This is a genomic window from Salinisphaera sp. T5B8 (assembly GCF_040361255.1).
Taxonomy (GTDB): Bacteria; Pseudomonadota; Gammaproteobacteria; order Nevskiales; family Salinisphaeraceae; genus Salinisphaera.
This window is the reverse complement of sequence record NZ_APNG01000010.1, coordinates 23,970-48,980: the sequence shown is the minus strand read 5'-3', so window position 1 is coordinate 48,980 and position 25,011 is coordinate 23,970. Positions and strand designations below refer to the sequence as shown.

18 protein-coding genes are annotated in these 25,011 nt (G+C 63.0%); 5 read left to right on the top strand and 13 right to left on the bottom strand.

The window, feature by feature from the left end; genetic code table 11:
* Positions 1-31: 31 nt before the first annotated feature.
* Both aroC and prmB read right to left on the bottom strand, forming a co-directional pair.
* Positions 32-1,132 carry a chorismate synthase gene (gene aroC, locus T5B8_RS10390; RefSeq protein ID WP_353178513.1) on the bottom strand — a complete coding sequence of 367 codons (1,101 nt, stop codon included), beginning with the start codon at positions 1,130-1,132 and terminating at the stop codon, positions 32-34.
* Positions 1,133-1,154: 22 nt separating this feature from the next.
* A complete protein-coding gene (gene prmB / locus T5B8_RS10385) occupies positions 1,155-2,090 on the bottom strand; it encodes a 50S ribosomal protein L3 N(5)-glutamine methyltransferase (protein WP_353178511.1) in 936 nt (311 codons plus the stop codon).
* 447 nt (positions 2,091-2,537) lie between these two features.
* On the opposite strand from prmB, the gene asd reads away from it, so the two are divergent.
* Positions 2,538-3,434 (top strand): archaetidylserine decarboxylase, encoded by an 897-nt coding sequence (asd, locus tag T5B8_RS10380; RefSeq protein WP_353178509.1) that lies wholly within the window; start codon positions 2,538-2,540, stop codon positions 3,432-3,434.
* 457 nt (positions 3,435-3,891) lie between these two features.
* Here asd and epmA read toward each other — a convergent pair whose 3' ends face one another.
* Positions 3,892-4,836: an EF-P lysine aminoacylase EpmA gene (epmA, locus tag T5B8_RS10375; protein ID WP_353178507.1), complete on the bottom strand. Its 945-nt coding sequence runs from the start codon at positions 4,834-4,836 to the stop codon at positions 3,892-3,894.
* Positions 4,837-4,867: 31 nt separating this feature from the next.
* On the bottom strand, positions 4,868-5,440 hold the full coding sequence (gene efp, locus T5B8_RS10370; protein WP_353178505.1) for an elongation factor P: 573 nt from the start codon (positions 5,438-5,440) through the stop codon (positions 4,868-4,870).
* Positions 5,441-5,526: 86 nt separating this feature from the next.
* On the opposite strand from efp, the gene epmB reads away from it, so the two are divergent.
* Positions 5,527-6,624: an EF-P beta-lysylation protein EpmB gene (epmB, locus tag T5B8_RS10365; protein ID WP_353178503.1), complete on the top strand. Its 1,098-nt coding sequence runs from the start codon at positions 5,527-5,529 to the stop codon at positions 6,622-6,624.
* Positions 6,621-8,717 carry an EAL domain-containing protein gene (locus T5B8_RS10360; protein WP_353178501.1) on the top strand — a complete coding sequence of 699 codons (2,097 nt, stop codon included), beginning with the start codon at positions 6,621-6,623 and terminating at the stop codon, positions 8,715-8,717. Before epmB ends, T5B8_RS10360 begins: the two co-directional genes overlap by 4 nt.
* 61 nt (positions 8,718-8,778) lie before the next feature.
* Here the strand turns inward: T5B8_RS10360 and htpX are convergent, their stop codons facing one another.
* From htpX to parE, 4 genes are all read right to left on the bottom strand, one after another.
* Positions 8,779-9,675 carry a protease HtpX gene (htpX, locus tag T5B8_RS10355; protein WP_353178499.1) on the bottom strand — a complete coding sequence of 299 codons (897 nt, stop codon included), beginning with the start codon at positions 9,673-9,675 and terminating at the stop codon, positions 8,779-8,781.
* Between the two features lie 930 nt (positions 9,676-10,605).
* Positions 10,606-12,828, bottom strand: a complete 2,223-nt coding sequence (gene parC, locus T5B8_RS10350; protein ID WP_353178497.1) for a DNA topoisomerase IV subunit A — start codon at positions 12,826-12,828, stop codon at positions 10,606-10,608.
* A 239-nt stretch (positions 12,829-13,067) separates the two neighbouring features.
* A complete protein-coding gene (locus T5B8_RS10345) occupies positions 13,068-14,270 on the bottom strand; it encodes a GGDEF domain-containing protein (protein ID WP_353178496.1) in 1,203 nt (400 codons plus the stop codon).
* Positions 14,271-14,626: 356 nt separating this feature from the next.
* The gene (parE, locus tag T5B8_RS10340; RefSeq protein WP_353178494.1) at positions 14,627-16,537 is read right to left on the bottom strand and encodes a DNA topoisomerase IV subunit B; all 1,911 of its coding nucleotides are present in this window, start codon (positions 16,535-16,537) and stop codon (positions 14,627-14,629) included.
* 188 nt (positions 16,538-16,725) lie between these two features.
* Between parE and T5B8_RS10335 the strand changes: the two genes are divergently transcribed.
* Positions 16,726-17,022 (top strand): exodeoxyribonuclease VII small subunit, encoded by a 297-nt coding sequence (locus T5B8_RS10335; RefSeq protein WP_353178493.1) that lies wholly within the window; start codon positions 16,726-16,728, stop codon positions 17,020-17,022.
* 81 nt (positions 17,023-17,103) lie between these two features.
* Here the strand turns inward: T5B8_RS10335 and T5B8_RS10330 are convergent, their stop codons facing one another.
* Genes T5B8_RS10330 through T5B8_RS10310 form a run of 5 tightly spaced genes read right to left on the bottom strand, consistent with a single transcriptional unit; the run spans position 17,104 to position 24,148 of the window.
* On the bottom strand, positions 17,104-18,177 hold the full coding sequence (locus T5B8_RS10330) for a diguanylate cyclase domain-containing protein (RefSeq protein WP_353178491.1): 1,074 nt from the start codon (positions 18,175-18,177) through the stop codon (positions 17,104-17,106).
* A gap of 6 nt (positions 18,178-18,183) precedes the next feature.
* On the bottom strand, positions 18,184-18,765 hold the full coding sequence (locus T5B8_RS10325) for a chemotaxis protein CheB (RefSeq protein ID WP_353178490.1): 582 nt from the start codon (positions 18,763-18,765) through the stop codon (positions 18,184-18,186).
* Positions 18,765-19,625, bottom strand: coding sequence for a CheR family methyltransferase (locus T5B8_RS10320; RefSeq protein ID WP_353178488.1), 861 nt, complete (start codon positions 19,623-19,625; stop codon positions 18,765-18,767). Before T5B8_RS10320 ends, T5B8_RS10325 begins: the two co-directional genes overlap by 1 nt.
* Positions 19,626-19,628: 3 nt before the next feature.
* Positions 19,629-23,276 carry a response regulator gene (locus tag T5B8_RS10315; protein WP_353178486.1) on the bottom strand — a complete coding sequence of 1,216 codons (3,648 nt, stop codon included), beginning with the start codon at positions 23,274-23,276 and terminating at the stop codon, positions 19,629-19,631.
* Between the two features lie 50 nt (positions 23,277-23,326).
* Positions 23,327-24,148 carry a DNA/RNA non-specific endonuclease gene (locus T5B8_RS10310; RefSeq protein WP_353178669.1) on the bottom strand — a complete coding sequence of 274 codons (822 nt, stop codon included), beginning with the start codon at positions 24,146-24,148 and terminating at the stop codon, positions 23,327-23,329.
* A gap of 152 nt (positions 24,149-24,300) precedes the next feature.
* Between T5B8_RS10310 and T5B8_RS10305 the strand changes: the two genes are divergently transcribed.
* Positions 24,301-24,972: a Bax inhibitor-1/YccA family protein gene (locus T5B8_RS10305; protein ID WP_353178484.1), complete on the top strand. Its 672-nt coding sequence runs from the start codon at positions 24,301-24,303 to the stop codon at positions 24,970-24,972.
* The last annotated feature ends 39 nt before the right edge of the window (positions 24,973-25,011 follow it).

Sequence of the window (25,011 nt, the reverse complement as noted above, 5' to 3'; positions counted from 1 at the left end):
AGTCATGACGTTGCCAGACAAACATGACCGATCAAGCCCGCTCCGACGCAATCGGCGCCAGGCCACTGTTCACGTCGGCGTTCTGGGCGCGATGGCGCAGCGCGTGATCGAGCAACACCAGCGCGAGCATGGCTTCGGCAATCGGCGTGGCCCGCAGTCCCACGCAGGGATCGTGCCGGCCGGTGGTGCGCATTTGCGTGGCCTGGCCCTGCGTATCGATGGTATCGCCGGGAATGATGATGCTCGACGTGGGCTTGAGCGCCATGCTCGCGCGGATCGTCTGACCGCTGGAAATCCCGCCCTGGATACCGCCGGAATGATTGCTGGCAAAGCCATCCGGCGACATTTCGTCGCGATGCTGGGAGCCGCGCTGATTGACCACGGCAAAGCCGTCGCCGATCTCCACGCCCTTGACCGCATTGATGCTCATCAGCGCCTTGGCGATTTCGGCATCCAGGCGATCGAATACCGGCTCGCCCCAGCCCGGCGGCACACCGGTGGCGACGACGTTGATACGCGCGCCGATGGAATCGCCATCCTTGCGCAGCGCATTGATATAGTTTTCCAGTTCCTCGAGACGCGCCGGTTCGGCACAGAAGAACGGATTCCGATTGGCCGCGTCGAGATCCTCGCAGGCCAGTTCCAGCGGCCCCATCGCCGCGAGATAACCCTGGATACGCACGCCAAAACGATCGGCGAGCACCTTGCGTGCGATCGCGCCGGCAGCCACGCGGGCCGCGGTTTCGCGTGCCGAGGAACGCCCGCCGCCACGATAGTCGCGAATGCCGTATTTCTGCAGATAGGCGTAGTCGGCATGGTTGGGTCGGAATACGTCCTTGATCTTGGAATAGTCGCGCGAGCGCTGATCGGTGTTTTCGATGAGCAGCCCGATCGGCGTGCCGGTGGTCCGGCCTTCGAACACGCCGGATAGAATCCGTGCGCAGTCGTCTTCGCGGCGCTGGGTCACATAACGCGAGGTGCCCGGCTTGCGGCGGTCGAGATCGCCCTGCAGATCGGCCTCGCTGAGTTCGATGCCGGGCGGGCAGCCGTCGACGACACAGCCGATCGCCGGCCCGTGGCTTTCGCCGAAGGTCGTGACCGTGAATCGCTCGCCCCAGGTATTGCCTGCCATATCTATTCAGCTCGTCGAAAAACTATTGCGCGACTTCGGACTGGGCTTCCACCCAGGCATCGAGATCCTGCGCTTCCAGAACGCCCACGCCCAATCCCCCGCGCTGGAGTTCTATCCATGTTATCGGCAGGTCCGGGTAAGTCTGTTCCAGCGCGAACGCGCTGTAACCGACTTCCAGCACCAGCAGTCCATCTTCGCTGAGATAGTCGCGGGCGTCGAATAACAGCCGTGCCACCAGCGACAGGTCGTCGCTGTCGCCATGAAAGGCAAAACCCGGCTCATGGCGATACTCCGGCGCCAGCCCCGACCATTCGTCCTGGGTGACATACGGCGGATTGGTCACGATCAGGTCGAAGCGTTGTTCGGCCAGACCGTCGAACAGATCGGCCTGTACGTATTCCACCTGCGGGCCGATATCGTGCTTGTCGCTATTGATCCGGGCCACATCCAGGGCATCGCTGCTGGCATCGGTGGCCACCACCCGTGCCTCGGGAAACGCCAGCGCACAGGCGATGGCAATTGCCCCGCTGCCGGTACACAGATCCAGAATCGATAGCGGCTCGCGATGGCCCAGCCACGGCTGGAAGTCGGTTTCGATAAGCTCGGCGATCGGCGAACGCGGCACGATCACCCGTTCGTCGACAAAAAACTCGAGGCCCGCGAACCAGGCCTTTTGCGTGATATAGGCCGCCGGCTTACGGCTTTCGATACGCTGCTCGATGATCTGAATGACCGCGTCGCGCTCTTCGAAGGTGAGCGTGCTGTCGAGATAGGCATCCGGCAGGCTCGCATCCAGGCCCAGCGTATCGAGCACCAGATGCGCCGCCTCGTCGATGGCATTGTCGCTGCCGTGGCCGAAAGCCAGGCCGGCCGCGGCAAAACGCGATGCGCCCCAGCGGATATAGTCGAGTACGCGCGTGAGCGTGGCGGCGATTTCGGTGTTTTCGTGCTGCGTCATACCTGCTCGTATTTAGCCTGAAAACGGCCATACCCGGCTGCTGGCCGGGCCCGACCGTCGTGCAATTGTCGTGGCGCGCCGCGCCGTTTCGCGCAAGGATAAACCACATCCGCCCTTTGCGCGGCCCGACTCGCTCTGCGCGATCGATCGCGCGGCGCCAGGCCCGCCCCGATACATCGCGATAAAACCTGTGCGCGCGGCGCTGGCCCCGATCGCGAGTCGCGCCTGGCTGCGCGCTCATCACTAATTCGCGCCCAAACCGCTTGGCGGCCGGGGCTTTGCGCCGGCTCGTCGAAACCTCGCGAGCGACACCGACAAAGCGCCTGCGATACGCGCGTTTGCACGCCGCGCTCACGCGACGGCGCTTCGCGTGAGCGCGCGGGATTATGCAGAGCTTCGCAAGCGACGCTACCCTGCCCGCATTGACCGATTCACCGACCCGCGATCATGGCTTCATCGAACCCGGCAAGCACGGGCGACCGGCTTTTCGCCGCCTTGCTGTGGCTATTGCCCACCCGTGCGATCTCGCGCGCCGCCCATGCATTGGCGCGCGCGCGCCTACCCTGGCTCAAACAGGCGCTGATCAATGCCTTCATGCGCCTGTATCCGGATATCGACATGCGCGAGGCGGCCCAGCCCGATCCGACGGCCTATTCCAGCTTCAACGCGTTTTTCACCCGTGCACTCGCGCCGGGCCAACGCCCGCTGCCCGAGGACCGCGAACGGATCGTGTCGCCGGTCGACGGTACGCTCGGCGCCTTCGGCGCGGCTCGTACCGGCATGATCTGCCAGACCAAAGGCATGGCCTACGACCTGCGCACGCTCGTCGGCGGCAGCGAAGCCTGGTCGGCCGCATTTCTGGGCGGCTCCTATGCCACCTTCTATCTGGCGCCGAGCAACTATCACCGCGTACATATGCCGCTGGATGGCTGTGTACGCGAAATGCGCTACGTGCCGGGACGGCTGTTCGGCGTGAACCCGCGCTGCGTGCGTGCGATCCCGCGCCTGTTCGCCCGTAACGAACGCCTGGTGACGCTCTTCGATACCGCGGTCGGGCCCATGGCACTGGTCATGGTGGGCGCATTCATCGTCGGCGGAATCCATACGCGCTGGGCCGGTCAGCTGTGCCCGCCGCATCGGCGCGCACCGCGCGAAGAGAGCTTCATCGACGCCACGCTGGAAAACGCCTACTACGCCCGTGGCGAGGAAATGGGCCGCTTCTCGATCGGCTCCAGCGTGATCCTGCTGTTCGGCCCCGGCGCGCTGGGTTGGGACGAGGCCCTGTTCAACGGTCAGCCCGTACGCCTGGGCGATCCGATCGCGCGCCTGGGCAGCGGCGCCTGAGAGAACGTTTCAAGACAATACGCGAGTATGGCGCGGGCTCGGTCGGCGGCGCTCCCAAAAAGCAACTCGTCCACAAATGAACGCCAAGCGCGCAAATGACGGACAACGATGCGACCGCCAGCGAAAGGACGTAGGTTGGGTTAGCGAAGCGTAACCCAACAACAAACGAAGCCCGTGGAACCGATCCAATGCACGTCGCTGAACCACGCCAAGCTGGTCGATGCATGTTGGCTTACGGCCTGCCGGTCCAGGGCGTAGGTTGGATTAGCGAAGCGTAATCCAACAACGGACGAAGCCCGTAGGATCAAATTGATCCGCGTCACCGAAGGACGCCAAGGCGCCACCGCCTATTGGCTCAAGGCCTCCGACCCAGGCCAACCTACACGTCCTTTTGTTCAATTTATTCGCCTGCCTTCGCGTTCATTTGCGCACAACCCGCTTGCTTGAATGAACGCGATCAGCGGCGCAACCAATCAAACGTTAGCGCCTCGCCAATACCCTCGAAACCACAGATTAAAGCCAGCAGCCGATCCACGCCCAGCGCCACACCCGCGCACTCGGGTAAGCCGGCATCCATCGCCGCCAGCAGGCGTTCGTCGAGCGCGGCCGGATGCCCCTCATCGGTCGCGCCCAGGCGCCGTTCACGTTGCATGCGTTGGCGTGCGATATCGGCATCGGTGAGCTCGCGCGCGCCATTGGCCAGCTCCACGCCCTGCCAGAACCATTCGAAGCGATGGGCGATACCGGCCCGCGTGGCGTCGGTGGCGACCAGCACCGCGTCATCCGCCGGAAAATCGACCACACATTCCGGCGCGTCGCGCCCGAGCGTGGGTTGAACGGCCAGGCTCATGATCAGATCGAGCCAGAAAGCGCGGTCGTCTTCGGCATCGGCCGTCGCGGGCGCGAGCTGATGTCGGCGCGCCCAATCGGCAAGTTCGCCGACCGGGCTATCGATCGGATCGAGCCCGGTCACGGCCGCGAACACCTGGCGGTATTCGCGCACGCCGCCGCAGGCCACGCCCGCCACCGCTTCGATCAGATCCGCGGTCTCGGCCACCATGTCGGCCATGGTCGCGCCGGGGCGATACCATTCCAGCATCCAGAATTCGGGGTTGTGCCAACGCCCGGCCTCGCCGGCGCGAAACACCGGCCCGAGCTGGTAGATCGCGCCCGTACCGGCGGCAAGCAGGCGTTTCAGGCCATGTTCCGGCGACGGCACGAGATAGCCGCCCTGCTCGACCTGCATACCCGCGAGCCCACGTTCGGCCGGCGCGGCGCGCGCGATCAGCGGCGTGCTTACCTCCAGCACGTCGCGATCGGCCATGAATGCGCGCATATCGGCCAGCAGGCGCGCGCGGCGCACGAGCGTGGCCCGGGTCGCGCCCGGGCGCCAGTCGGTCATCGCCAACCCCGGGTTTAGCTGCGTTGCCCGCCTAGCCTTCGTTGGCGCGGGAGACGTACTCGCCCTTGCGGGTATCGATCTTGAGTGTTTCGCCTTCTTCGATGAACAGCGGCACGCGCACCACCGCCCCGGTTTCCAGCGTGGCCGGCTTGCCGCCGCCGCCCGAGGTGTCGCCCCGTACGCCGGGATCGGTTTCGGTGACCGTCAGGGTCACGAAATTGGGCGGGTCGACCTGCAACGGCGTGCCGTTCCACAGGGTCACGCTGCAGGTGTCCTGGGCCTTGAGCCATTTGGTGGCATCGCCGACCGCGGCTTCGCCGGCCTGATACTGCTCGAAGCTGTTCGGCTCCATGAAATGCCAGAACTCGCCGTCGTGGTAGAGATACTGCAAATCCACATCCATGACGTCGGCGGCTTCGACACTATCGCCCGACTTGAAGGTGCGCTCGATCACGCGGTTGGTCTTGAGATTGCGGATCTTGACGCGATTGAAGGCCTGGCCCTTGCCGGGCTTGACGAACTCGTTCTCGACGATGGCACAGGGATCGCCATCGAGAATGATCTTGAGCCCGCCCTTGAACTGGTTGGTATTGAAGGTCGCCATAAAAGCTTGTTTCTGGTTGGTTGAAAACCGCGCGCCCGCGGCGCGCCCGGTTGGCGCAGCGCAGGCGGCGCTCTACACTGGCCGCCATGCATCACGCCCAAGTCGAGACCTTGCGCGCGCCTGCCCGAAAGCGCGCCAGTCTATCGCAAACCGGTCACGGCTGGCAGCAGGCCATGCGCGAGGCGGTGACCGATATCGATACGCTCTGCGCGCTACTCGAGCTCGACGAGGCCGAGCGGCGCCTGCTGGCCGAGGTTCACACCGGCTTCGCCCTGCGCGTGCCCCGCAGCTATATCGCGCGCATGCGCCGCGGCGATATCAACGATCCGCTATTGCGCCAAGTGCTGCCGATCGCGGCGGAAAACGAAACCGTGCCCGGTTTTGGCATCGATGCGGTCGGCGATCACACCAGCGCGCTCGGCGACGGCGTACTGCACAAATACCACGGGCGCGCGCTGCTGGTAACCACCGGCGCGTGCGCGGTGCATTGCCGATATTGCTTTCGGCGGCATTTCGACTATGCCAACCAGCATGCGGGCGCGCGCCAGGGCGAAGCCGCGCTGGCGCATATCGCCGCCGACCCAAGCATCAACGAAGTCATTCTTTCCGGCGGCGATCCGCTGTCGCTGAGCAATGCGCGTCTCGATGCGCTGGCGCGTGCGCTGGATGACATCGATCACGTCACGCGCATCCGCATCCATACGCGCACCGCCGTGGTTCTGCCCGAACGCATCGATGCCGGGCTTGTCGCCTGGGTACGCGAACGCCCTCAGCAGTGCGTGATCGTCATCCATGCCAACCACGCGCAGGAGCTCGACGATACCGTCGGCGCGCGGCTGGCCGAACTGCGCGCAGCGGGTGCCACCCTGCTCAATCAGGCAGTTCTGCTCAAGAAGGTGAACGATCGAGTCGATACATTGATAGAACTCAGCGAACGACTCTTTGCGCTCGGTGTGATGCCGTACTATCTGCACCTGCTCGACCGAGTCGCCGGTAGCGCGCATTTCGAAGTCGATCTGGCGCGTGCCCGCGATCTGGTCGACCGGGTCGCCGCGCGTCTGCCCGGCTATCTGGTGCCCAGACTGGCACGGGAAACCGCCGGCGACGCGGCCAAGCAGGTGTTCGGTCATGACGCCGGCCCGAGCGCGGCCGATACGCGAGGATCTGAAAGGGGTAAGGATTGAACCAGCACAAAACGGCATCTGTACCCGGCACCGGGGTCGGCAAGACCCTAGCGGTCATGGCGATCACCGCCGAGGACGCCGTCTTCGAGCGTATTCGCACGCTGCTCGACGACAGCAATGACCCGGTGGATCTGATCCGCTGCGAGGACCCGAGCCAGTTGGGCGAGCAAGACGCCATTTCCGGCGTGGCGGTCATCGCCCTGCACTGTCACAGCGAAGACAGCCGCGCGCGCCGCGAACTCGGGCTCGTGCATGGGCTGGCCGGACTTGCCCCGGTGATCGTGCTCGACGATGGCGACGCCGGGCTCACGCGCGCCGATGCGCTTGAAGACGGTGCATTCGACGTGGTCCCGCTCGCCGAGACCGATCTGCTCGAACTGCGCCTGCGTCAGGCGCTCGAGATCGGGCGCGTACGCGTGGAACTCCAGGATGCCGCCCAGCGGCTCAACCAGACCCAGCGCCGTCTCGATGTGCTGCTCAGCCACGGTCAGGATGCGCGCGCGACGCTGGTGGGCCAGCGGGTCGCCGATCCGAGCCCGGCCTTCGCCCGCCTGATCGGCGTGAACGATACCGAAAGCGCGCGTGGCATCGATCTGCTCGATCGGGTGGCCCCGCACGACCGCGACCGGTTTTCCAACGCGCTCGACCAGGTGACGACCGAGCAATCCGATGCATCGCTGGTCTTCGACCTGACCACGCATCTGAATCACCGCCAGAGCGTGCGGGCACTCCTGACGCCCGGGGTCGCCGAAAAAGGCGACGAACGCCGTACCAACGTCGTGCTGCAATCGGTGGATAGCGAACGCCGCACCGGCGAGGCGGCCCGCGGCCCGGCGCTGGACGGGCGCATGGCGCTGCATTCGGTGCTTTCGCATACGGTCAGCCGGGCCAAGGAATATGTGCTCGGCATGGTCTTTATCGCCGTCGACGAGATTTCCGGCTTGCAGGATCAGTTCGGCCTGGCGGAAAGCGATCTACTGCTCCAGGAAGTGGGCCTGTACCTGCTGCAGGCCATTCGGGGTGAAGATCGTGTATTTCGCTTTGGCGCCGGCGAATACGTGACGATCGTCGAACGCCATTCGGTCAACGAGATCGAGGAATTCGCCCAGAGTCTGCATAGCGCGATCTCCGGCGAGGTCTTCGGCGATGACCGGCACGGCACCCGACTGTCTTCGAGCCTGGCCTACTGCGTGCTCTCCGGCGGCTCGGCACAGAACGACGCACGCCTGCAGCGGCTGATGGATACGGTCTACGAACTGCGCGAGGACGGCGGTAACGCCTGTCAGAAATGCATCGTCGACAGTGGCGAAAGCACCGGCGACGAAGGCCGCGATGCCTGGGTGGAACGCCTGCGCGAAGCACTCGATCACGACCGCTTCAACCTCGCCTATCAAGGCGTTACCAGCCTTGCGGGTGACAGCCAGCCGTATTTCGACGTACTCCTGCGCTATGTCGACGATCGCGGCGCGCTGGTTCGCCCGGGCGAATTCCTGCCCGCAGCCGAACAGGCCAACATGATGCCGGCGATCGATCGCTGGGTGGTGCAACGTGCGATCGATGTCATCTGGCAACAAAAAGCCAAGGCCACCGAGATCATTCTGTTCGTGAAACTCTCGCCCGCCACTATCAAGGACGGCGAAGCGTTCGCGACCTGGCTGGCCAGCGCGATCGAGCAGCACCCGATCGAGCCGAGCGCGCTCATCTTCAGTTTCCGTGAAGACGACGTGCGCAGTCATGTGCGACCGGCCACGCAGCTGGCGGAATCGCTAACGGATTCCGGCTTTCGTGTGGCCCTGACCCACTATGGCAGCACGCCTAAAGCCGTGCAGGTGCTCGATCGCATGCCGGCCAACTTCATCAAGCTCGCGCCCGATTTCGCCCGCCAGATGCTGGGCCGCGAACAGGATGAACGCCTGGCCCATATCATTGCCAGCGCCCGCGAGCGCGAGATTCCGCTCATCGCTGAACAGATCGAGGACGCCAACAGCATGGCGCGTCTCTGGCAGGCCGGCATCAACTATGTGCAGGGCCATTTCATCCAGGAGCCCGACACCGAAGCACTGGCCGGCGATACCGCAGACAATACGCTCTAGGGCGGTTTCCAGATTGCGATACCGGCGCCGACGCCTTGGCGCCGGCCGGGCCCAGCTACACCTAGGCGCGCTGCACGCCCGCGCTTTCGAGCGCGGCGATGCGTTCTTCCAGCGGCGGATGGGTCATGAAATAACGCTTGATGCCTAACGCCTTCTTGCCGGAAATACCCAGCGCCTGCATCTGATCGGGCAATTCCGTGGCAATCGTGCCTGCCTGCAGGCGGCGCAGCGCACCGATCATCTTGGCCCGGCCGGCCAGATGCGCGCCACCGGCATCCGCGGCGAACTCGCGCCGGCGCGAAAACCAGAACACGACCAGGCTCGCCAGCACGCCCAACACCATTTCCGCGAAGATCACGGTCAGAAAATAACCGATGCCGTGGCCGCGCTCGTTGCGCAGCACCATGCGATCGACGACATGCCCGATCACATGGGCGAAGAAGAACACGAAGGTGTTCACCACACCCTGAATGAGCGCCAGCGTGACCATGTCGCCGTTGGCCACATGCGTGACCTCGTGGCCGATCACCGCCTCGGCTTCATCATGGCTCATCTGGCGCAACAGGCCGGTTGAGACCGCCACCAGCGCGCTGTTCCGGCTCATGCCGGTGGCAAACGCATTCATATCGGGCGAGTCATAGATCGCGACTTCCGGCATGCCGATACCCGCCTGGCGTGCCTGACGCGTGACCGTGGAAACCAGCCAGCTTTCCATCGCGTTGGACGGTTGCGTAATCACCTGCGCGCCGGTCATGCGCTTGGCCATGAACTTCGACATGGCCAACGAAATCAGCGAACCGCCCATGCCGAACACGGCGGCAAAGATCAGCAGCGAGGGAAGATCGAGATTGACGCCATTGGCGGCAAGCAGACTGGTGACGCCGAACAGCTGAAGAATGACCGTCAGCACCAGCATGATGGCGATGTTGGTCAACAAAAACAGCGCAATACGTTTCATCGATGAGGTCTACGGTTGCAGGTATACCGATTTAGATAGCGCAACAGCGAATTGGTTTCAAGATAGACGCGCGCGTTTATTTTTCACCCGTTTTCAGCGTCGTGTGTGGTCATCAAAGCCAGCTGGCCGCGAGGGAATCGCGATCCTCAACGCGGTGCCTATGCCTTGAAGGCAGGACTGACCGCGAATGAACGCCAATTAACGCAAATAATAAAAGGCCCCAGCCCGAGCATTGCTTTTGAACACGCACCTAAGATGTCTGGGAAACGTCCGTACGCGTCAAAGCGGACCCCGAGAGCGCGGTCGCGCCCCCGTCACACCGCCCGCTTTCATTCGCGTGTATTCGCGTTCATTTGCGGACCAACATGCCTTTGAATGGTGGCCCACTAAGCGCAAGTCGCGCTACGAAACCGTGCCGGTGTCCGCAAGGCAAAACTGACCGCGAATGAACGCCAATTAACGCAAATGATAAAAGGCCTAAGCCTGGGCATTGCTTTTGAACACGCACTCAACATATCCGTCAGACGTCCGTACGCGTCAAAGCGGAGCCCGAGAGTGCGATCGGCCCCACCGCCCCGCGCTCCCTCATTCGCGTGTATTCGCGTTCATTTGCGGACCAACATGCCTTTGAATGGTGGCCCACTAAGCGCAAGTCGCGCCTCGACACCGTGCCGGTATCCGCAAGGCAAAACTGACCGCGAATGAACGCCAATTAACGCAAATAATAAAAGGGCTAAGCCCAGGCATTGCTTTGCACACACACCTTACGGTGCCCGGCAACCGACCCTCAGCGTCGCACCGGAGCCCGAGAGCACGATCGCGCATCCAATCGCCCCGCGCGCTTTCATTCGCGTGTATCCGCGTTCATTTGCGGACTGACTTGTCTTGTCTTTCCCCGGATCGCGAACAACTGAAAGACCCCGCGCCAGATCAGTTTTCGACCTGTACTGCCTGCACCTGCGTAAAGCCGCGTGGCAGGCGCTTACCACGTGAGGCACGTGGGCCGCGATAGGCATCGCGCTCGCCGGCCTTGAGCGTCATGTGCCGCTTGCCGCTATAGACCGTGAGCACCGCGCTGGCTGCAAGTGCGGCCAGCGCGACGACCTTTTCGTCCTTCTTGAGCGAAATGAGCTTGTTGCCCTTGCCCTTGGCGAGCTGGGGTAGTTCATCGAGCGGCAGGCACAGCAATTGCCCCGAACTGGTGACCACACAGACTTCCGGATCGTCGCCGGCGATCGGCGCGGGCGCAAGCGCATCGGCGTTCTTGCCCACGCTGAGCGCGGCTTTGCCGCTCTTGTTGCGGCTGCTGATCTCGCCCAGCGTCGTAGCAAAGGCATTGCCGGCGGTACTCGCGAGTACGCAACGCGTGTCGTCGTCGCCGAGGGCGATACCCACGAAACGCGCGCCGTCCGCCGGATTGAGACTGCCGGTAAGCGGCTCGCCCTGCCCGCGCGCGGACGGCAGCTTGTGGGCTGCCAGCGTATAGCTACGACCGGTGGAATCGAGCACGATCAGCGTTTGGTTGCTACGCCCCACCGCGTGGGTTAGATAGTCGTCGCCACTACGGAAATTCAGCCCCGCGGCATCGACATCATGGCCCTTGGCCGCACGAATCCAGCCCTGGCGCGACAGCACGACCGTAATCGGTTCGCTGGGGAGCAGATCGGCTTCCGACAGGGCTTTGGCCTGGCCGCGTTCGACCAGGCGGCTACGCCGGGCATCGCCGTATTTTTCGGCATCGGCCATGATTTCGTCGCCGATGAGCGTATCCAGCTTCTTGCGCGAGCCGAGGATGGCTTCCAGCGTCTTGCGTTCGGCTTCCAGTTCTTCCTGTTCGCCGCGAATCTTGAACTCTTCGAGCTTCATGAGATGACGCAGGCGCAGGTCCAGCACCGCATCGGTCTGGGTGCCGGTCAAGCCGAAGCGCTCCATCATCACCGGCTTGGGCTCATCCTCGGTGCGGATGATATGAATGACTTCGTCGATATTCAGATAGGCAGTCAGCAGGCCTTCGAGAATATGCAGGCGATCCATCACCGCATCGAGCCGATGTTCGAGCCGGCGGGTGACCGTCTGGCGGCGATAGGTCAACCATTCGGTGAGAATTTCGCGCAGGTTCTTCACCCGAGGGGCGCCGTCGAGGCCGATCACGTTGAGATTGACGCGGATGCCCTTTTCCAGCCCCGTGGTCGCGAACAGATGCGCCATGAGCGCTTCGGTATCCACGCGGTTGCTGCGTGGCACGATGATCAGGCGCGTGGGGTTTTCGTGGTCGGACTCATCGCGCAGATCCGACACCATGGGCAGCTTCTTGGCCGCCATCTGACCGGCGATCTGCTCGAGCACGCGTGCGCCGGAGGTCTGATACGGCAACGCGTCGATCACGATCTCGCCGTTTTCGATCGTGTAAGTCGCGCGTACGCGCACGATGCCGTTGCCCTTGGCATAGAGCTCGCGAAGCTCTTCAGCGGGCGTGATGATTTCCGCGCCAGTGGGAAAATCCGGCGCCGGCAGGTATTCGCAAAGCGCGTCCAGATCGGCCTCGGGGTTGTGCAACAGATGCACTGTTGCCTCGGCGACTTCGCGCAGGTTGTGCGGCGGAATATCCGTGGCCATGCCCACCGCGATGCCGGTGCCGCCGTTCAGAAGCACGTTGGGCAGACGCGCCGGCAGTGTCACCGGCTCGTTGAGCGTGCCGTCGAAGTTGGGCTGCCAGTCGACCGTGCCCTGGCCCAGTTCGGATAACAGCGTTGCCGCGTAGGCCGTCAGGCGCGATTCGGTATAGCGCATCGCCGCAAACGATTTCGGATCGTCCGCCGTGCCCCAGTTGCCGTGGCCATCGATCAGCGGATAGCGATAGGAAAACGGCTGGGCCATGATCACCATGGCCTCGTAGCAGGCCGAATCGCCATGCGGATGGAACTTGCCGATCACGTCGCCCACCGTACGCGCCGCCTTCTTCGGCTTGGAGGCGGCCGACAGGCCCAGTTCCGACATGGCATAGACGATGCGACGCTGTACCGGCTTGAGCCCATCACCGACATGCGGCAAGGCGCGGTCGAGAATGACGTACATCGCATAGTCGAGATACGCCTTCTCGGCGAAGGCATTGAGCGGCATACGCTCGTTATCGTGCGCAAGGGTCTGGGCCATCGTGAAAAAACGCCTGCAAGGTTGAATCGAAACCGGATCGGCCAGCGCGCGGAACAGCGTCCGCCCCCGTGGCCGCATACGCGCCACCGCGCGAGACGTTAACCCGCGCGCACAAAGCGAGCAAACGCAAGACCCGAATGCATGTGAGCCCGAGACCCGCCTGTCGGCGCGTGCGGCGTGGCCGCACCGGCATCGACCCGCGCCGATACATGCAAGCGCAACCGCTCGTCGGACCGCGGCTACGCGATCGCCGGGAATTCGATCCGGTCGCGCCCGTTGTCCTTCGCGCTGTAGAGCGCCTCGTCCGCGGCCGCGAGGAGGCTGTCTGCATCGTGCGAACCGCCGCCCGGACGCGTCATGGCCACGCCTACGCTCACCGTGATGCAGTGCTTGCCATCGGGCCGCGCGGGATGCGGTATGTCGAGCGCCCTGACGCCGTCAGCCAGTTCGTCCGCCACGGCTTGTGCCTGTCCGGGTTGGATATCGAATACCACGATCACGAACTCCTCGCCGCCGAAACGCGTACACAACGCCCCATGGCGTGCGCTGATCGAACGCAAGACCTTGGCAACCTGGCCCAGGCAACGGTCCCCGGCCGGATGACCGAGGCAGTCGTTATAGGGTTTGAAATGATCGATATCGAGCATGATCACGGCCAGGCCCGCCTCCTGCGGGCGCCGCGAGCCGCGAAACCAGCGTTGGAGTTCTTCGTCGAGCGCCCGCCGGTTGAGCAACCCGGTCAACGAATCAGTGCGCGACATGGTCTTGTAGCGCTGGCTCACGGACTCCGCATTCGCCGAGCGCTGCCACGCAGCCAATGCCGTGAGATAACCGGTGCAGCGCTGACGCTCGGTACGATAGTTCGCATAGAGCGTGAATATCGCGGCGCTGACGACCTGCAACGAAAACGCGAACTGGAGGCCGGGATCGCCCCCCGGCTTGGTATCGAAGGCGAGCAAGGTGACACTCACATGCACCGCCGTAAACACCAGCGCATGCACGAAGCGCAGGCATAGCAGCATATTCCCGTACGCCAGCATCAGCCCGAATTCGCCGACGGTATAGCCGGCATAAGCCGCGTTCGACACCCAGTAAAAGCCGATCGGCAGCAGTGCCGCGCCCAACAGGCTGATTAGCGCCAGACGTTCGCGCCAGCGCGCCGACAAGCCGTCCAGGCACACCGCGAATACCACCGCGACTACGGTCACCCCGAGCACGCGGACCGCGACCGTCGACCAGAGGATATCCGGCAACAGCACGACGCTGGTGATGTTGTAGAGGTTGTAGATGAGCAAACCGACGACGATGCTCGCGCGCATCGTGGCCACGCGCTGGCGACCGTGCGCGGCTTCGTAGCGTGCTTCGATCGGTTCGGGAAACTGCAATAGCCAACTCAGCTTCCCGGCTTCAAAGCGCCCTGATTGTTTTTCATCGACGGACATATCGGCGCACAACGCGTGTTGAAGCTCCGACCTGGGCGCTTCTACATAGCTGAAGTGGACCGGCCCGGCCGTCGCAGGTGAAAGCCGCATGCGACTCAGCGACTCGTGCCCAGAATATCGACGCGTAGCGGCGTAAATTGAATGCCGGGGTGGCGCACGGGTGCGCGCGTTCATGCCGGCCCCGCAGCGCAGGCAGAACCAGGGCCCAACGACCGGGCCAATAGCCTCACGCCACGGTGAAGCGAGCGCCTATTTACCGCCCAAACGCCCGCGACACCGCGCCTCGGCGCCGACACACCGAGGCAGTAACGCGGCACGCGAAGGCGCCGATCGCGACGCGGTGGCCGCAGCGTCGATCAGTCGGTATCGGCTTCGTGGCCGCGTGCTTCCAGCCAGCTACGGCGATCGGCGGCGCGTTTCTTGGCCAGCAGCATATCCAGCAGCTCGTCGACGCTCATCGCGCTGCCGGCTTCCGGGTCGATCGACAGCTGTACCAGTCGGCGCGTATCGGGGGCCATGGTGGTCTCGCGCAGCTGGAGTGCGCTCATCTCGCCCAAGCCCTTGAAGCGGGTGACGCTGATCTTGCGCTTTTTCTTTTCGTTTTCCAGCCGGCGCAGGATCACGTCGCGCTCGTCGCGGTCGAGCGCATAGAAGACTTCCTTGCCGGCATCGATACGAAACAGCGGCGGCATGGCCACGAACACATGCCCGTGCTCGACCAACGGCCGGAAATGCTTGACGAACAGCGCACACAACAGCGTTGCGATATGCAGGCCGTCCGAGTCGGCATCGGCGAGAATGCAGATCTTGTGGTAGCGCAGGCGGTCGAAGTTGTCGCTCGACGGGTCCAGGCCGAGCGCCACCGAAATATCGTGAATCTCGTTCGAGGCCATGATATCGGCGGGTTCGACCTCCCAGGAGTTGAGAATCTTGCCGCGTAGCGGCATCACCGCCTGAAAGTTGCGATCCCGTGCCTGCTTGGCACTGCCACCGGCCGAATCGCCTTCGACCAGAAACAGTTCGGATCGGGACGGATCGTCGGTCACGCAATCGGTGAGCTTGCCGGGCAAGGCCGGCCCGGCAGTCACGCGCTTGCGTTTGACCTTCTTGGCGCTGCGCGCACGGGCCTGGGCATTGCCGATGATCTGGGCGGCCAGCTGCTCGCCGGTTTCTGCATGGCGATTGAGCCAGAGCGAAAACGCATCCTTGACCGCGTTGGATACGAACCCACTGATATCGCGCGAGGACAGGCGCTCCTTGGTCTGACCCGAGAACTGCGGCTCGTTCATCTTGACCGACAGCACATAGGTACAGCCCGACCACACGTCTTCGGGCGCGATCTTCACGCCGCGCGGCAGCAGATTGCGGAATTCGCAGAATTCGCGCACGGCCTCGGTCAGGCCGGAGCGCAGACCGTTGACGTGGGTACCGCCGGACGCGGTGGGAATGAGGTTCACATAGCTTTCGGCCACGCCGTCCACGCCCGGTTGCTCGGGGGCGAGCCAGGTCAGCGCCCAGTCGACGGTCTGGCTACCGCCGTCTTCGCCGCCGGTAAACGCCGGCGTGATCACGCAGTCGATACCATCGAGCGCATCGGCCATATAGTCGGCCAGACCGTCGGCATACTGCCAAGTGATGTCTTCCTCGCCGGCCTCGTCGACGAAATGCACCTTGAGGTTCGGACACAACACGGCCTTGGCCCGCAACAGATGCTTGAGCCGGGCCGTGGCAAAACGGGGACTGTCGAAATACTGCGGATCGGGGTCGAAATGCAGCTTGGTGCCGGTCTTGTTCTTGGCACAGCTGCCGATTTCAGTCAGCGGGCTTTCCAGCTCGCCGCCGGCGAAACGCATTTCGTAATGCGTGCCGCCACGCCAGACCTGGGCGACCAGCGAACTCGACAGCGCGTTGACCACCGATACGCCCACGCCGTGCAGCCCGCCCGAGAACTGATACTGCTTGTTGGAGAACTTCCCGCCGGCATGCAGCCTAGTCAGAATCAGCTCGATACCCGGTACACCCTGCTCGGGATGCACATCCACCGGCATGCCGCGACCATTGTCGGTCACCGATAGCGAGCCATCGGCATGCAGCACCACCTCGATTTCGGTGGCATGGCCGGCCAGCGCCTCGTCGACGCTGTTGTCGATGACTTCCTGGGCGAGATGGTTCGGCCGGGCAGTATCCGTGAACATGCCCGGGCGTTTACGCACCGGGTCCAGTCCGGACAGTACTTCAATATCGGCAGCGTCGTAGCGGCTGGCCATGGGCCCTCTTCTTGCTTGCAATGGCCGCGGTCGGTGCGCGTTGACCTGCACAGACCGTGTATCGGCGAATGCGCGGCACGTTAAGCCAAGGCGACAACGCTGGCAATAGAGCCCTGTTTTACCCGCGCTATGCCCATGGCGATTCCAGTAGACTGTTCGCCCAGATTTTCGCCGAGCAAAGACACCGCATGGCCAAAGACACCACACCCGCCGAGCCCGCCGACAGCCAGCCCCGTCTGGCGGCCTTTGAAGAATCGGTCACCGAACTCGAAGCGCTGGTCGAGGCGCTCGAAAGTGGCGACGTATCGCTCGAACAGGCCCTGGCCAAGTTCGAACGCGGCGTAACGCTGGCGCGCGCCTGCCAGCAGACGCTCAAACAGGCGGAACTACGTGTCGATCAACTGCTCGCCGAAGGCGACGGCGAGCGCGTCGCGGATTTCGATGCGCCGGTGGACGACGAACGCGACGACGGGCTGTCGTCCTGAAACAGGCTATCGCGCGCCCGCTGCCGGTCGCGTCAGGCACGTGATCCGCAAGCCGGGCAATACCGCTCGTAGCGTCCGGCGCTAACGCATCTTGGCGTGAACCTGGGCGCCGTGGACATGGGCATCGTCGTCATCGGCGGCGCTGAAAATATGCACCGCGCCCTTGCCGGTCTGCTTGACCGTATACAACGCCCGGTCGGCATTGTGCATCAGCCGATCGGCGTTCTGACCATTGGCCGGGTAGAAGGCCAGACCGATGCTCACCCCGACGCTGATTCCGTTGGTGCCGCCCGCGCACGGCAATGAAATGGGCGCGCTCAGACGCGCCCGTAATTCTTCGCACAGGCCGATACAGGTGTCTTCGTCGTCCACGTTTTCCAGGATCAGCGCGAATTCGTCGCCACCGAAGCGTGCGACCGTATCGGTCTGGCGCGTATTCTCGCGCAGCCGGTCGGCAATGGTCTGGAGCGTGATATCGCCGATGCCATGACCAAATTCGTCGTTAATGGGTTTGAAGCCGTCCAGATCCATATAGCCCAGCGCAAAGATCTGACCGTTGCGCCTGGCTCGCTGCATGCTCGTGGCCAGCCGATCGAGAAACAGTAGTCGATTGGGCAGCCCCGTCAGGGCATCGTGGGTCGCCAGCTGCTGGGCACGATCCTCGGCGCGACGACGTTCTTCGATTTCGCGCTCGAGTTGGCTGTTGCGCTCGTCGAGTTCGGCCAGGGCCTGCTTGAGCGCACGCCGGCTTTCATAAAGCTCGATGAAGTTGCGTACCTTCGCCGAGAGCAACGAGGGGTTGAGCGGTTTGGTGATGTAGTCGACCGCGCCCACGTCGTAGCCCTTGAGCCGATCCATATCGTCAGTCGCGCCGGCGGTCACGAAGATGACCGGGGTATGCTGGGTCGATTCCTCGCCGTGCAGGAACTGGGCGACCTCCATGCCATCCATGCCCGGCATCTGCACATCCAGCAGGATGAGCGCGAATTCGGTGTCGATACAGGCCGCCAGCGCGTCGTTGCCGCTTTCGGCCTCCATCACGTCGACCTGCAGTGTGGCCAGCACGCGCCGCATCGCCAGTCGATTGGCATACAGATCGTCGACGACCAATATGCGCGGTCGCGCGTAGTCGGACGAACTATCGGGGTTGGACATCATCTTTCACCGTGCTCCCTGGGATAGACCGCGCACGGCGTCTACGAGTTGACCGGGTGTATTCTGCCGATCGGGATCGAATCGTTTCAATGCGGACTGTGGCATGACCGGGGCGCTCGCGGTATCCGGGCGCTGCACGATGGTCAGCCCGCCCAGACGATGGATCGCCTGCAAACCGGCCGCACCATCCGCATTGGCGCCGGAAAGCAGCATGCCGGCCAGGTAGCGCCGATAGGTTTCGGCCATGGATTGGAAAAGGACATCGATGCTCGGGCGTGCATACTGAATACGCGGACCCGCACACAGGGCGAATGTCGCCGCGCGCTCGACAAGCAGATGGTAGCCGCCGCCGGCGACATGCACCTTGTTGCGCGCGACGGGTGCACTGTCGCGGGCTTCGACCACGGGCACCGGCGAATAGCGCGACAGCACGGCACACAACTCGTCGACTTCGCGACTGGCTGTATGCAGGCAGATGACCACCGCCAGTCGCGTGGGCGCGATCAGGCCTTCGAGCAGCGCGCAGACCACTTCGAGGCTACCGGCCGAGCCCCCGATCGCCAGCGCCGCATAATCCGAATCGCCCATCACAGCGCTCCCTTGAGCCGGTAGATGCGATCGTTGGCACTAACCAATTCGAAACGATCCGCTACGGGCGAGGACGGGCTTAACGCTTCCTTGTTGCCCAGCACAAGAAAGCCGCCACGCACCAGGCTATCGGCGAACAGTTCGAGCACCCGATCCTTGAGTGGCTGGGTGAAGTAGATCAGCACGTTGCGGCACATAATCAGATGCGCCTCGGCGAACACGCCGTCGGTGACGAGATTATGATGGGCGAACACCACCCGTTCGAGCAGCTCACGGCGCATGCGCATGAGGTCGTAGCGGGCGTGATAATAGTCCGAAAGCCGGGCCCGGCCGCCGGACGCCGTATAGTTGCTGCGGTATTCGGCCAGATTCTTGCGATCGAAGATCCCTTCGGCGGCGCGTTCGAGCGCGTAGTCGTTGAAATCCGTGGCATAGATCTGCGAGCGCTGGGTCAGCTCGGCCTCGGCCAGCATGATCGCCAGCGAATACACCTCTTCGCCATAGGCACAGCCGGCCAGCCAGATATTGATTCGTGGCCAGGACGCCAGCATCGGCAATACTTCTTCGCGCAGGCGCAGGAACACTTCCGGATCGCGAAACAGCGACGATACCGGCACCGACAAATGCGACACGATCTCGCGCACCAGCGCGGGCTCGTAGAGCGTGCTGGGAATCAGATCACCCAGGCGCTCGACCCCAAGCTTGCGCGCGAGTTCGAGCGCGCGGCGCTTGAGCGATGCCCGCGAATACCCCGAAAAATCGTAGCCATGACGCAGTTTGAGCGCATGAATGAACACCTCGAGCGCCATATCATCGGCTTCGAGGGCTTGTTCGGCCTGTACTTCGCGACGCTTGATCATGACCTAGAGCAACCGCGCCATGAGCGCAACCAGCGCCTCGATATCCAAGGGCTTGGGCAGATAATCGGTCGCCCCGGCTTCGATACATTTTTCCCGGTCACCGGCCATGGCTTTGGCCGTCAAGGCGATGATCGGCAAGGATTCGTATTCGGCTTGCGCACGGATACGACGGATTGTCTCGTAGCCATCCATGCCGGGCATCATGATATCCATGAGCACGATCGTAACCTGCGGATTGGCGCTGAGTTGGTCGAGCGCCTTGAAGCCGTCGCTGGCCATGAGCACCTTCAGACCCTTTTCGCGCAGTGCCCGCGACAAGGCAAAGGTATTACGCATATCGTCATCGACCAGCAACGCGGTCTGACCGACGAGATTGGCCGGCGCGGCCACCGCCGCTGCGCTTTCGCCATCGGCGCTCTTGGGCTTGGCCGGCGGCGTATCGCTGCGCTCGCTCAGATGGTGGAAGAATAGCGAGACTTCGTCGAGCAGCCGTTCCTGCGCGCGCGAGCCCTTGATCACGATGCTGTCGGTATGCGCACGCAGGCGCCCGGTTTCCTCTTCGGAGAGCTCGCGTGCCGAATACACCACCACCGGCGGCGCATCGTCGCGTTCGGCGATCCGTTCAAGCAGCTCGAAGCCGCTGATATCCGGCAGGCTCAGATCCAGCACCACGCAGTCGAAATCCTGGCTGTCGAGTCGCTCGAGCGCCTCGGCACCGCTGACCACTGCCGTGATCTCCACGCTCTCGGCACGCAACAGATGGGTGATCGCGGTATGCGCGTCGCGATCGTCGTCGACCACGAGCACGCGCCGGGCCTCGCGGCCGCTGAGCACCTCGGCGCGCGCGAACAGCGTTTCCAGATCCTGTCTTGATACCGGCTTGGTCAGATAACCCACCGCCCCGGCCTGCTTCGAGCGGCCCGTGTCGTCGGCAGCCGAAATGACATGCACCGGGATCGCGCGGGTGCGTTCATTGGCCTTGAGCCGGTCGAGTACGGCCCAGCCATCCATGCCGGGCAGCCCCAGGTCCAGCACGATCGCGTCGGGCAGCTGTTGGCGCACCATATCCAGGCCGCGCTCGCCGTTGGCCGCGGTCGTGCAATCGAAGCCGCGCTCTTCGGCCGCCTTGGCCACGATACGGGCAAAGTTCTCATCGTCGTCGATGATCAGTACATGCGCGCGCTCGGCGGATTTCGCGCCCGTGTTCTGCGCTTGCGTGAGCGCAGGCCCCAGTTTCGATTCCTCGTCGATACGGCGGGTTTGTGCCTTGTCGCTGATCTTGGGCGATATTTCGATATCGCTATCGAGCACGCGCCGGACATAGATCGAAAAACGACTGCCTTCGCCCAGTTCGCTTTCTACGCTGATCTCGCCGCCGAGCAGGCGTGCGAGCTCGCGCGATATCGACAGTCCCAGGCCGGTACCGCCATAGGTTCGGCTGGTGCCCGCATCGACCTGTTCGAAGGCCTGGAATATCTGTTCCAGGCGGTTTTTGGGAATACCGATGCCATCATCAATGACATGGATGGCCAATGCCTCTTCGGCAACCAGCCCCTGGGTGCGAAACACCGTATCCGGCGCCGGCGCCATGATTTCCACACGAACCGTCCCCTGCTCGGTGAATTTGATCGCATTGCTGATCAGGTTGCGAATGACCTGATCGAGCTTGCCGGGATCGGTGACCAGCGTATCCGGCACGCCCGCACCCACGTGCACTTCGAAGGCAATGCCCTTGCGCTGGGCGACATGGGCGAAGTCGCGTTCGATGCGCCGCACGATGCCGTCCACATCCGTGCGTTCCGGGTTCACGGCCATCTTGCCGGCTTCGATCTTCGACAGATCGAGAATATCGTTGATCAGACTCAGCAGACCGGTGCCGGATTCATGGATGATCGACGCCGCCTCGGCTTCCTCTTCGTCCAGATGGCCCGCGGTGTTGTCGGCCAGACTGCGCGAGAGTATGAGCAGACTGTTGAGCGGCGTACGCAACTCGTGCGACATATTGGCCAGAAAGTCGGATTTGTACTGGCTGGTTCGTGCCAGCTCTTCGGCACGCCGCTTGGTTTCGGAATGCAGCCGCGCCAGTTCCTTTTGCTGCTTGCGCATGAGTTCCTGACGCTGGCGCAGTTCTTCGTTGGTGGCCTGCAGTTCGTCGGACTGGACCTTGAGCTCTTCTTCGGAGGCGCGCAGTTCTTCGGACTGGGCATTGAGCTCTTCGCTTTGCATGCGCAGTTCGCTGTTGGCGTTCTTGAGCTCTTCCTGGCGGTCACGCAGGCGCTGCTCGGATTCCTTGAGCGCCTCGGTCTGGGCACGGCTTTGTTCGAGCAATTCCACCGCACGCCGGGTACGCGCCAATGACAACAGCCCCAGACCGACACTGGGCAATAACGTATCCAGCAATTCCTGCTGGGCGGCGCTGGGCTCCTGGAGCATGCCCATTTCGAGCACACCGAGAATATTCGTGCCCGCGCGCGCGGGCGCGATCAACAACACCTTGGGCCGGACCTCGCCAAGCCCGGAGCGCACCGTCAGATACTGTTCGGGCACGTCCGTGAGCACGATCTGGTCACCGCTGACGACCACCTGACCGACCAACCCCTCGCCGACCTCGAAGGTCTGGGGCACATCGCGGCTGTAGCCATAACTCGCGGCCAGGGCGAATATATCCTCATCTTCGGCGCCGGCGACCGATGTAAAGAGCGCCGCATAGCCCACACCGAACAACGGCGCCAGCTTCTCGAGCAACTTCTTGCCGACTTCCTGCTCGCTTTTGCACTGCTGCAGCGCCACGGTCACCCGCGCGCGATGATCCCGAATCCAGAACTGGCGATCCTGTTCGAGAATAATCTGACGAAACTTCTCCAACGCATTGGCGACCTGGCCGATTTCGTCGTTGCGCTCGCGAAAATGGATCTCCAGCGCGCGCTCGCCCTCGGCCAGCCGTGTGGTCATCTTGGCCAGGGCGCCGAGCGGACGGGTCACCCGACGCACGATCGCCCGGACCGTGAACAGACCGGTCAAAAGACCGAAAAGCAGAACGCCGAGCAACAGCCAGCGCGCGCGCTCCTGTCGATAGTCGATCAGGGCGACGCTGCGATCGAGATCGTTTTGAACCTGAAACCGAAACTGATCGAGTGTCTGGCGCAGCGGGTCGGTCATGCTGGTATCTGCGCCACGGGTCAATGCACGCCGCGCCTGTTCCAGCTGGCCACGCTCGACCTGACTCATGATGGGCGTGATCACACGATTTTTCCAATCGTGCTGAAGCTGTTCGATTTGACTGAGCCGGCGCCGCTGGCCGGCCGATCGTTCGCTGTATTCGTAGAGGTTATCGAGCGCGGTTTCGAACTGTTGGTCCATGCGTTCGATCGTATCGACGAAGCGCGGATCACCAGACAAGGCATAGCCACGCAGCGCGCTCTGGGTACGTGTAATGGCCTCGTCGAGTTCGGCGGTACGAATGAGCGTCGCGGTGACCTCGCCCGACAGCACGCGCGCCGAATGCACGTTTTCGAATGCCAGCAACGCGACCGCGCAGGCCAGGCCAAAGAGCACGAGAATGAAGACCACGGAGCTGATCAGCCCCTGACGAATCGACAGACGCCGCCAGAACGACGTGGATTCCTGGACCCATTTCTTGTTTTCAGGCATCGATGCTCTACTCATTCACCCGGGCGGATATGCGCCATCGGTCCAAGTTTTCACGAATCGCCGCAGCGCTCGAAATTCAGTCGTATCCCATCACGATCCCGCCAGCGTGCCGCATAGCGTGCGGGCATGCACGCCAGGCCAACCAATCCGAACCGCCGCACCGGCGCCGCCGATTGTTCCAGCCGCGCCTGGCGCGATGGCGACAGCGCGGGTAGAAAATCCAGCCCGGTCAATGCCTCGATCCGGTCGATCGACACCAGAAAACGGCTTAAAGGCTCGTCCCCGCGTACCGATTGCGGCACGACAAACGCCATGCTCTGCCACGTACCCGTGGCATCCCGTGCCAGCCAGATTCGAAAGAAGGCCACCGGTCTATCTTTACTATCGGCCGCGATCGGCCCCAGCATTACCCACAGCGGCGAATTGTGCGCTGCGATGTCGTCGATCTCGATTTCTTCCAGCCGCTGCCAGACCAACTGGTTGAGCCGCGGCCGCTGGGGCGCGATATTGCTGTAATAGAAGCTCTGGCGCTGGGCGCGCGCGCCGTAGAGCTGACTCATGGCGTAGTTGGGCGCCAGATGGCCGCGATCGTAATCCGGCCCATCGTAGATGGTCGTGTCCGCGTGTGTCTGCAGGCGCGGATCGGCGATGAAGGGCGGGCGCGGTCGGTTGACGTAATCGGCCACCGCCGTCAAACGATACGCGACCCAGGCTGCCCGGGCGCTTGCGCGATCGTAGCCGACCACGAATCCATCGTTATCAAGACGGCGTATATCGGTATTCGGCGCCCGCGGCACGCCAAGGCTTTCGGGCCATGACGGGGCAGCACACGCGCAGGGTCCGAAAAAGCCCGCGACAAGCAGGCAGAACATCACCATCGCGGGAACGTCTGTCGTGCGCCACGGTCTATACAGCGACGCCAGATTACGCCGTAGAAAACGGTTTGTATGCATTGTTCAGACAAAGATTTCTTTGCGAATAAAGCGTGATAGCCTCTCAACCATAGTCACTACGAGACCGACAAATGAACGCGGAACGTACTCTTCGAACTTCGCGCGCGCAGACTGCGCTGGCTACCAACAGCGTACTGCGCAACACCTACATGCTGCTGTCGCTTACGCTGCTGTTTTCAGCGGTCGTGGCCGGCACGGCCATGGCGCTGAATGCGCCGCACCCGGGTATCATCATTACCCTGGTCGGTTACTTCGGCCTGTTGTTCGCGGTCGAAAAGACCAAGAACAGCGCGATGGGCCTGGTCAGCGTGTTCGCACTGACCGGGTTCATGGGTTATACCATCGGCCCGATTCTCAATCTCTATATCAATAACTTCTCCAACGGCACCGAGATCGTCATGCTCGCCCTCGGCGGCACGGGCACGATCTTTCTTGGCATGTCGGCCTATGCCCTGGCCTCCGGCAAGCGCTTCAACCAGTGGGCCGGAATGCTGTTCATGGGCATTCTCGTGGCCTTCGTCATGGGCATCATCGCCGCCGTATTTTCAATTCCGGCGCTGTCGATGGCCGTATCCGCCCTGTTCGTACTACTCATGTCGGCCCTGATCGTCTATCAGACCGGCGAGATCGTGCACGGCGGCGAAACCAACTACATCACGGCCACCGTGACGCTGTTCGTGACCATCTACAACCTCTTCCTGAGCCTGCTTCAGTTGCTGGGCGTGTTCATGGGCGAAGAATAGCGCATAACGTCTTGAACGGCCGACAATGTTGGCCCTGTA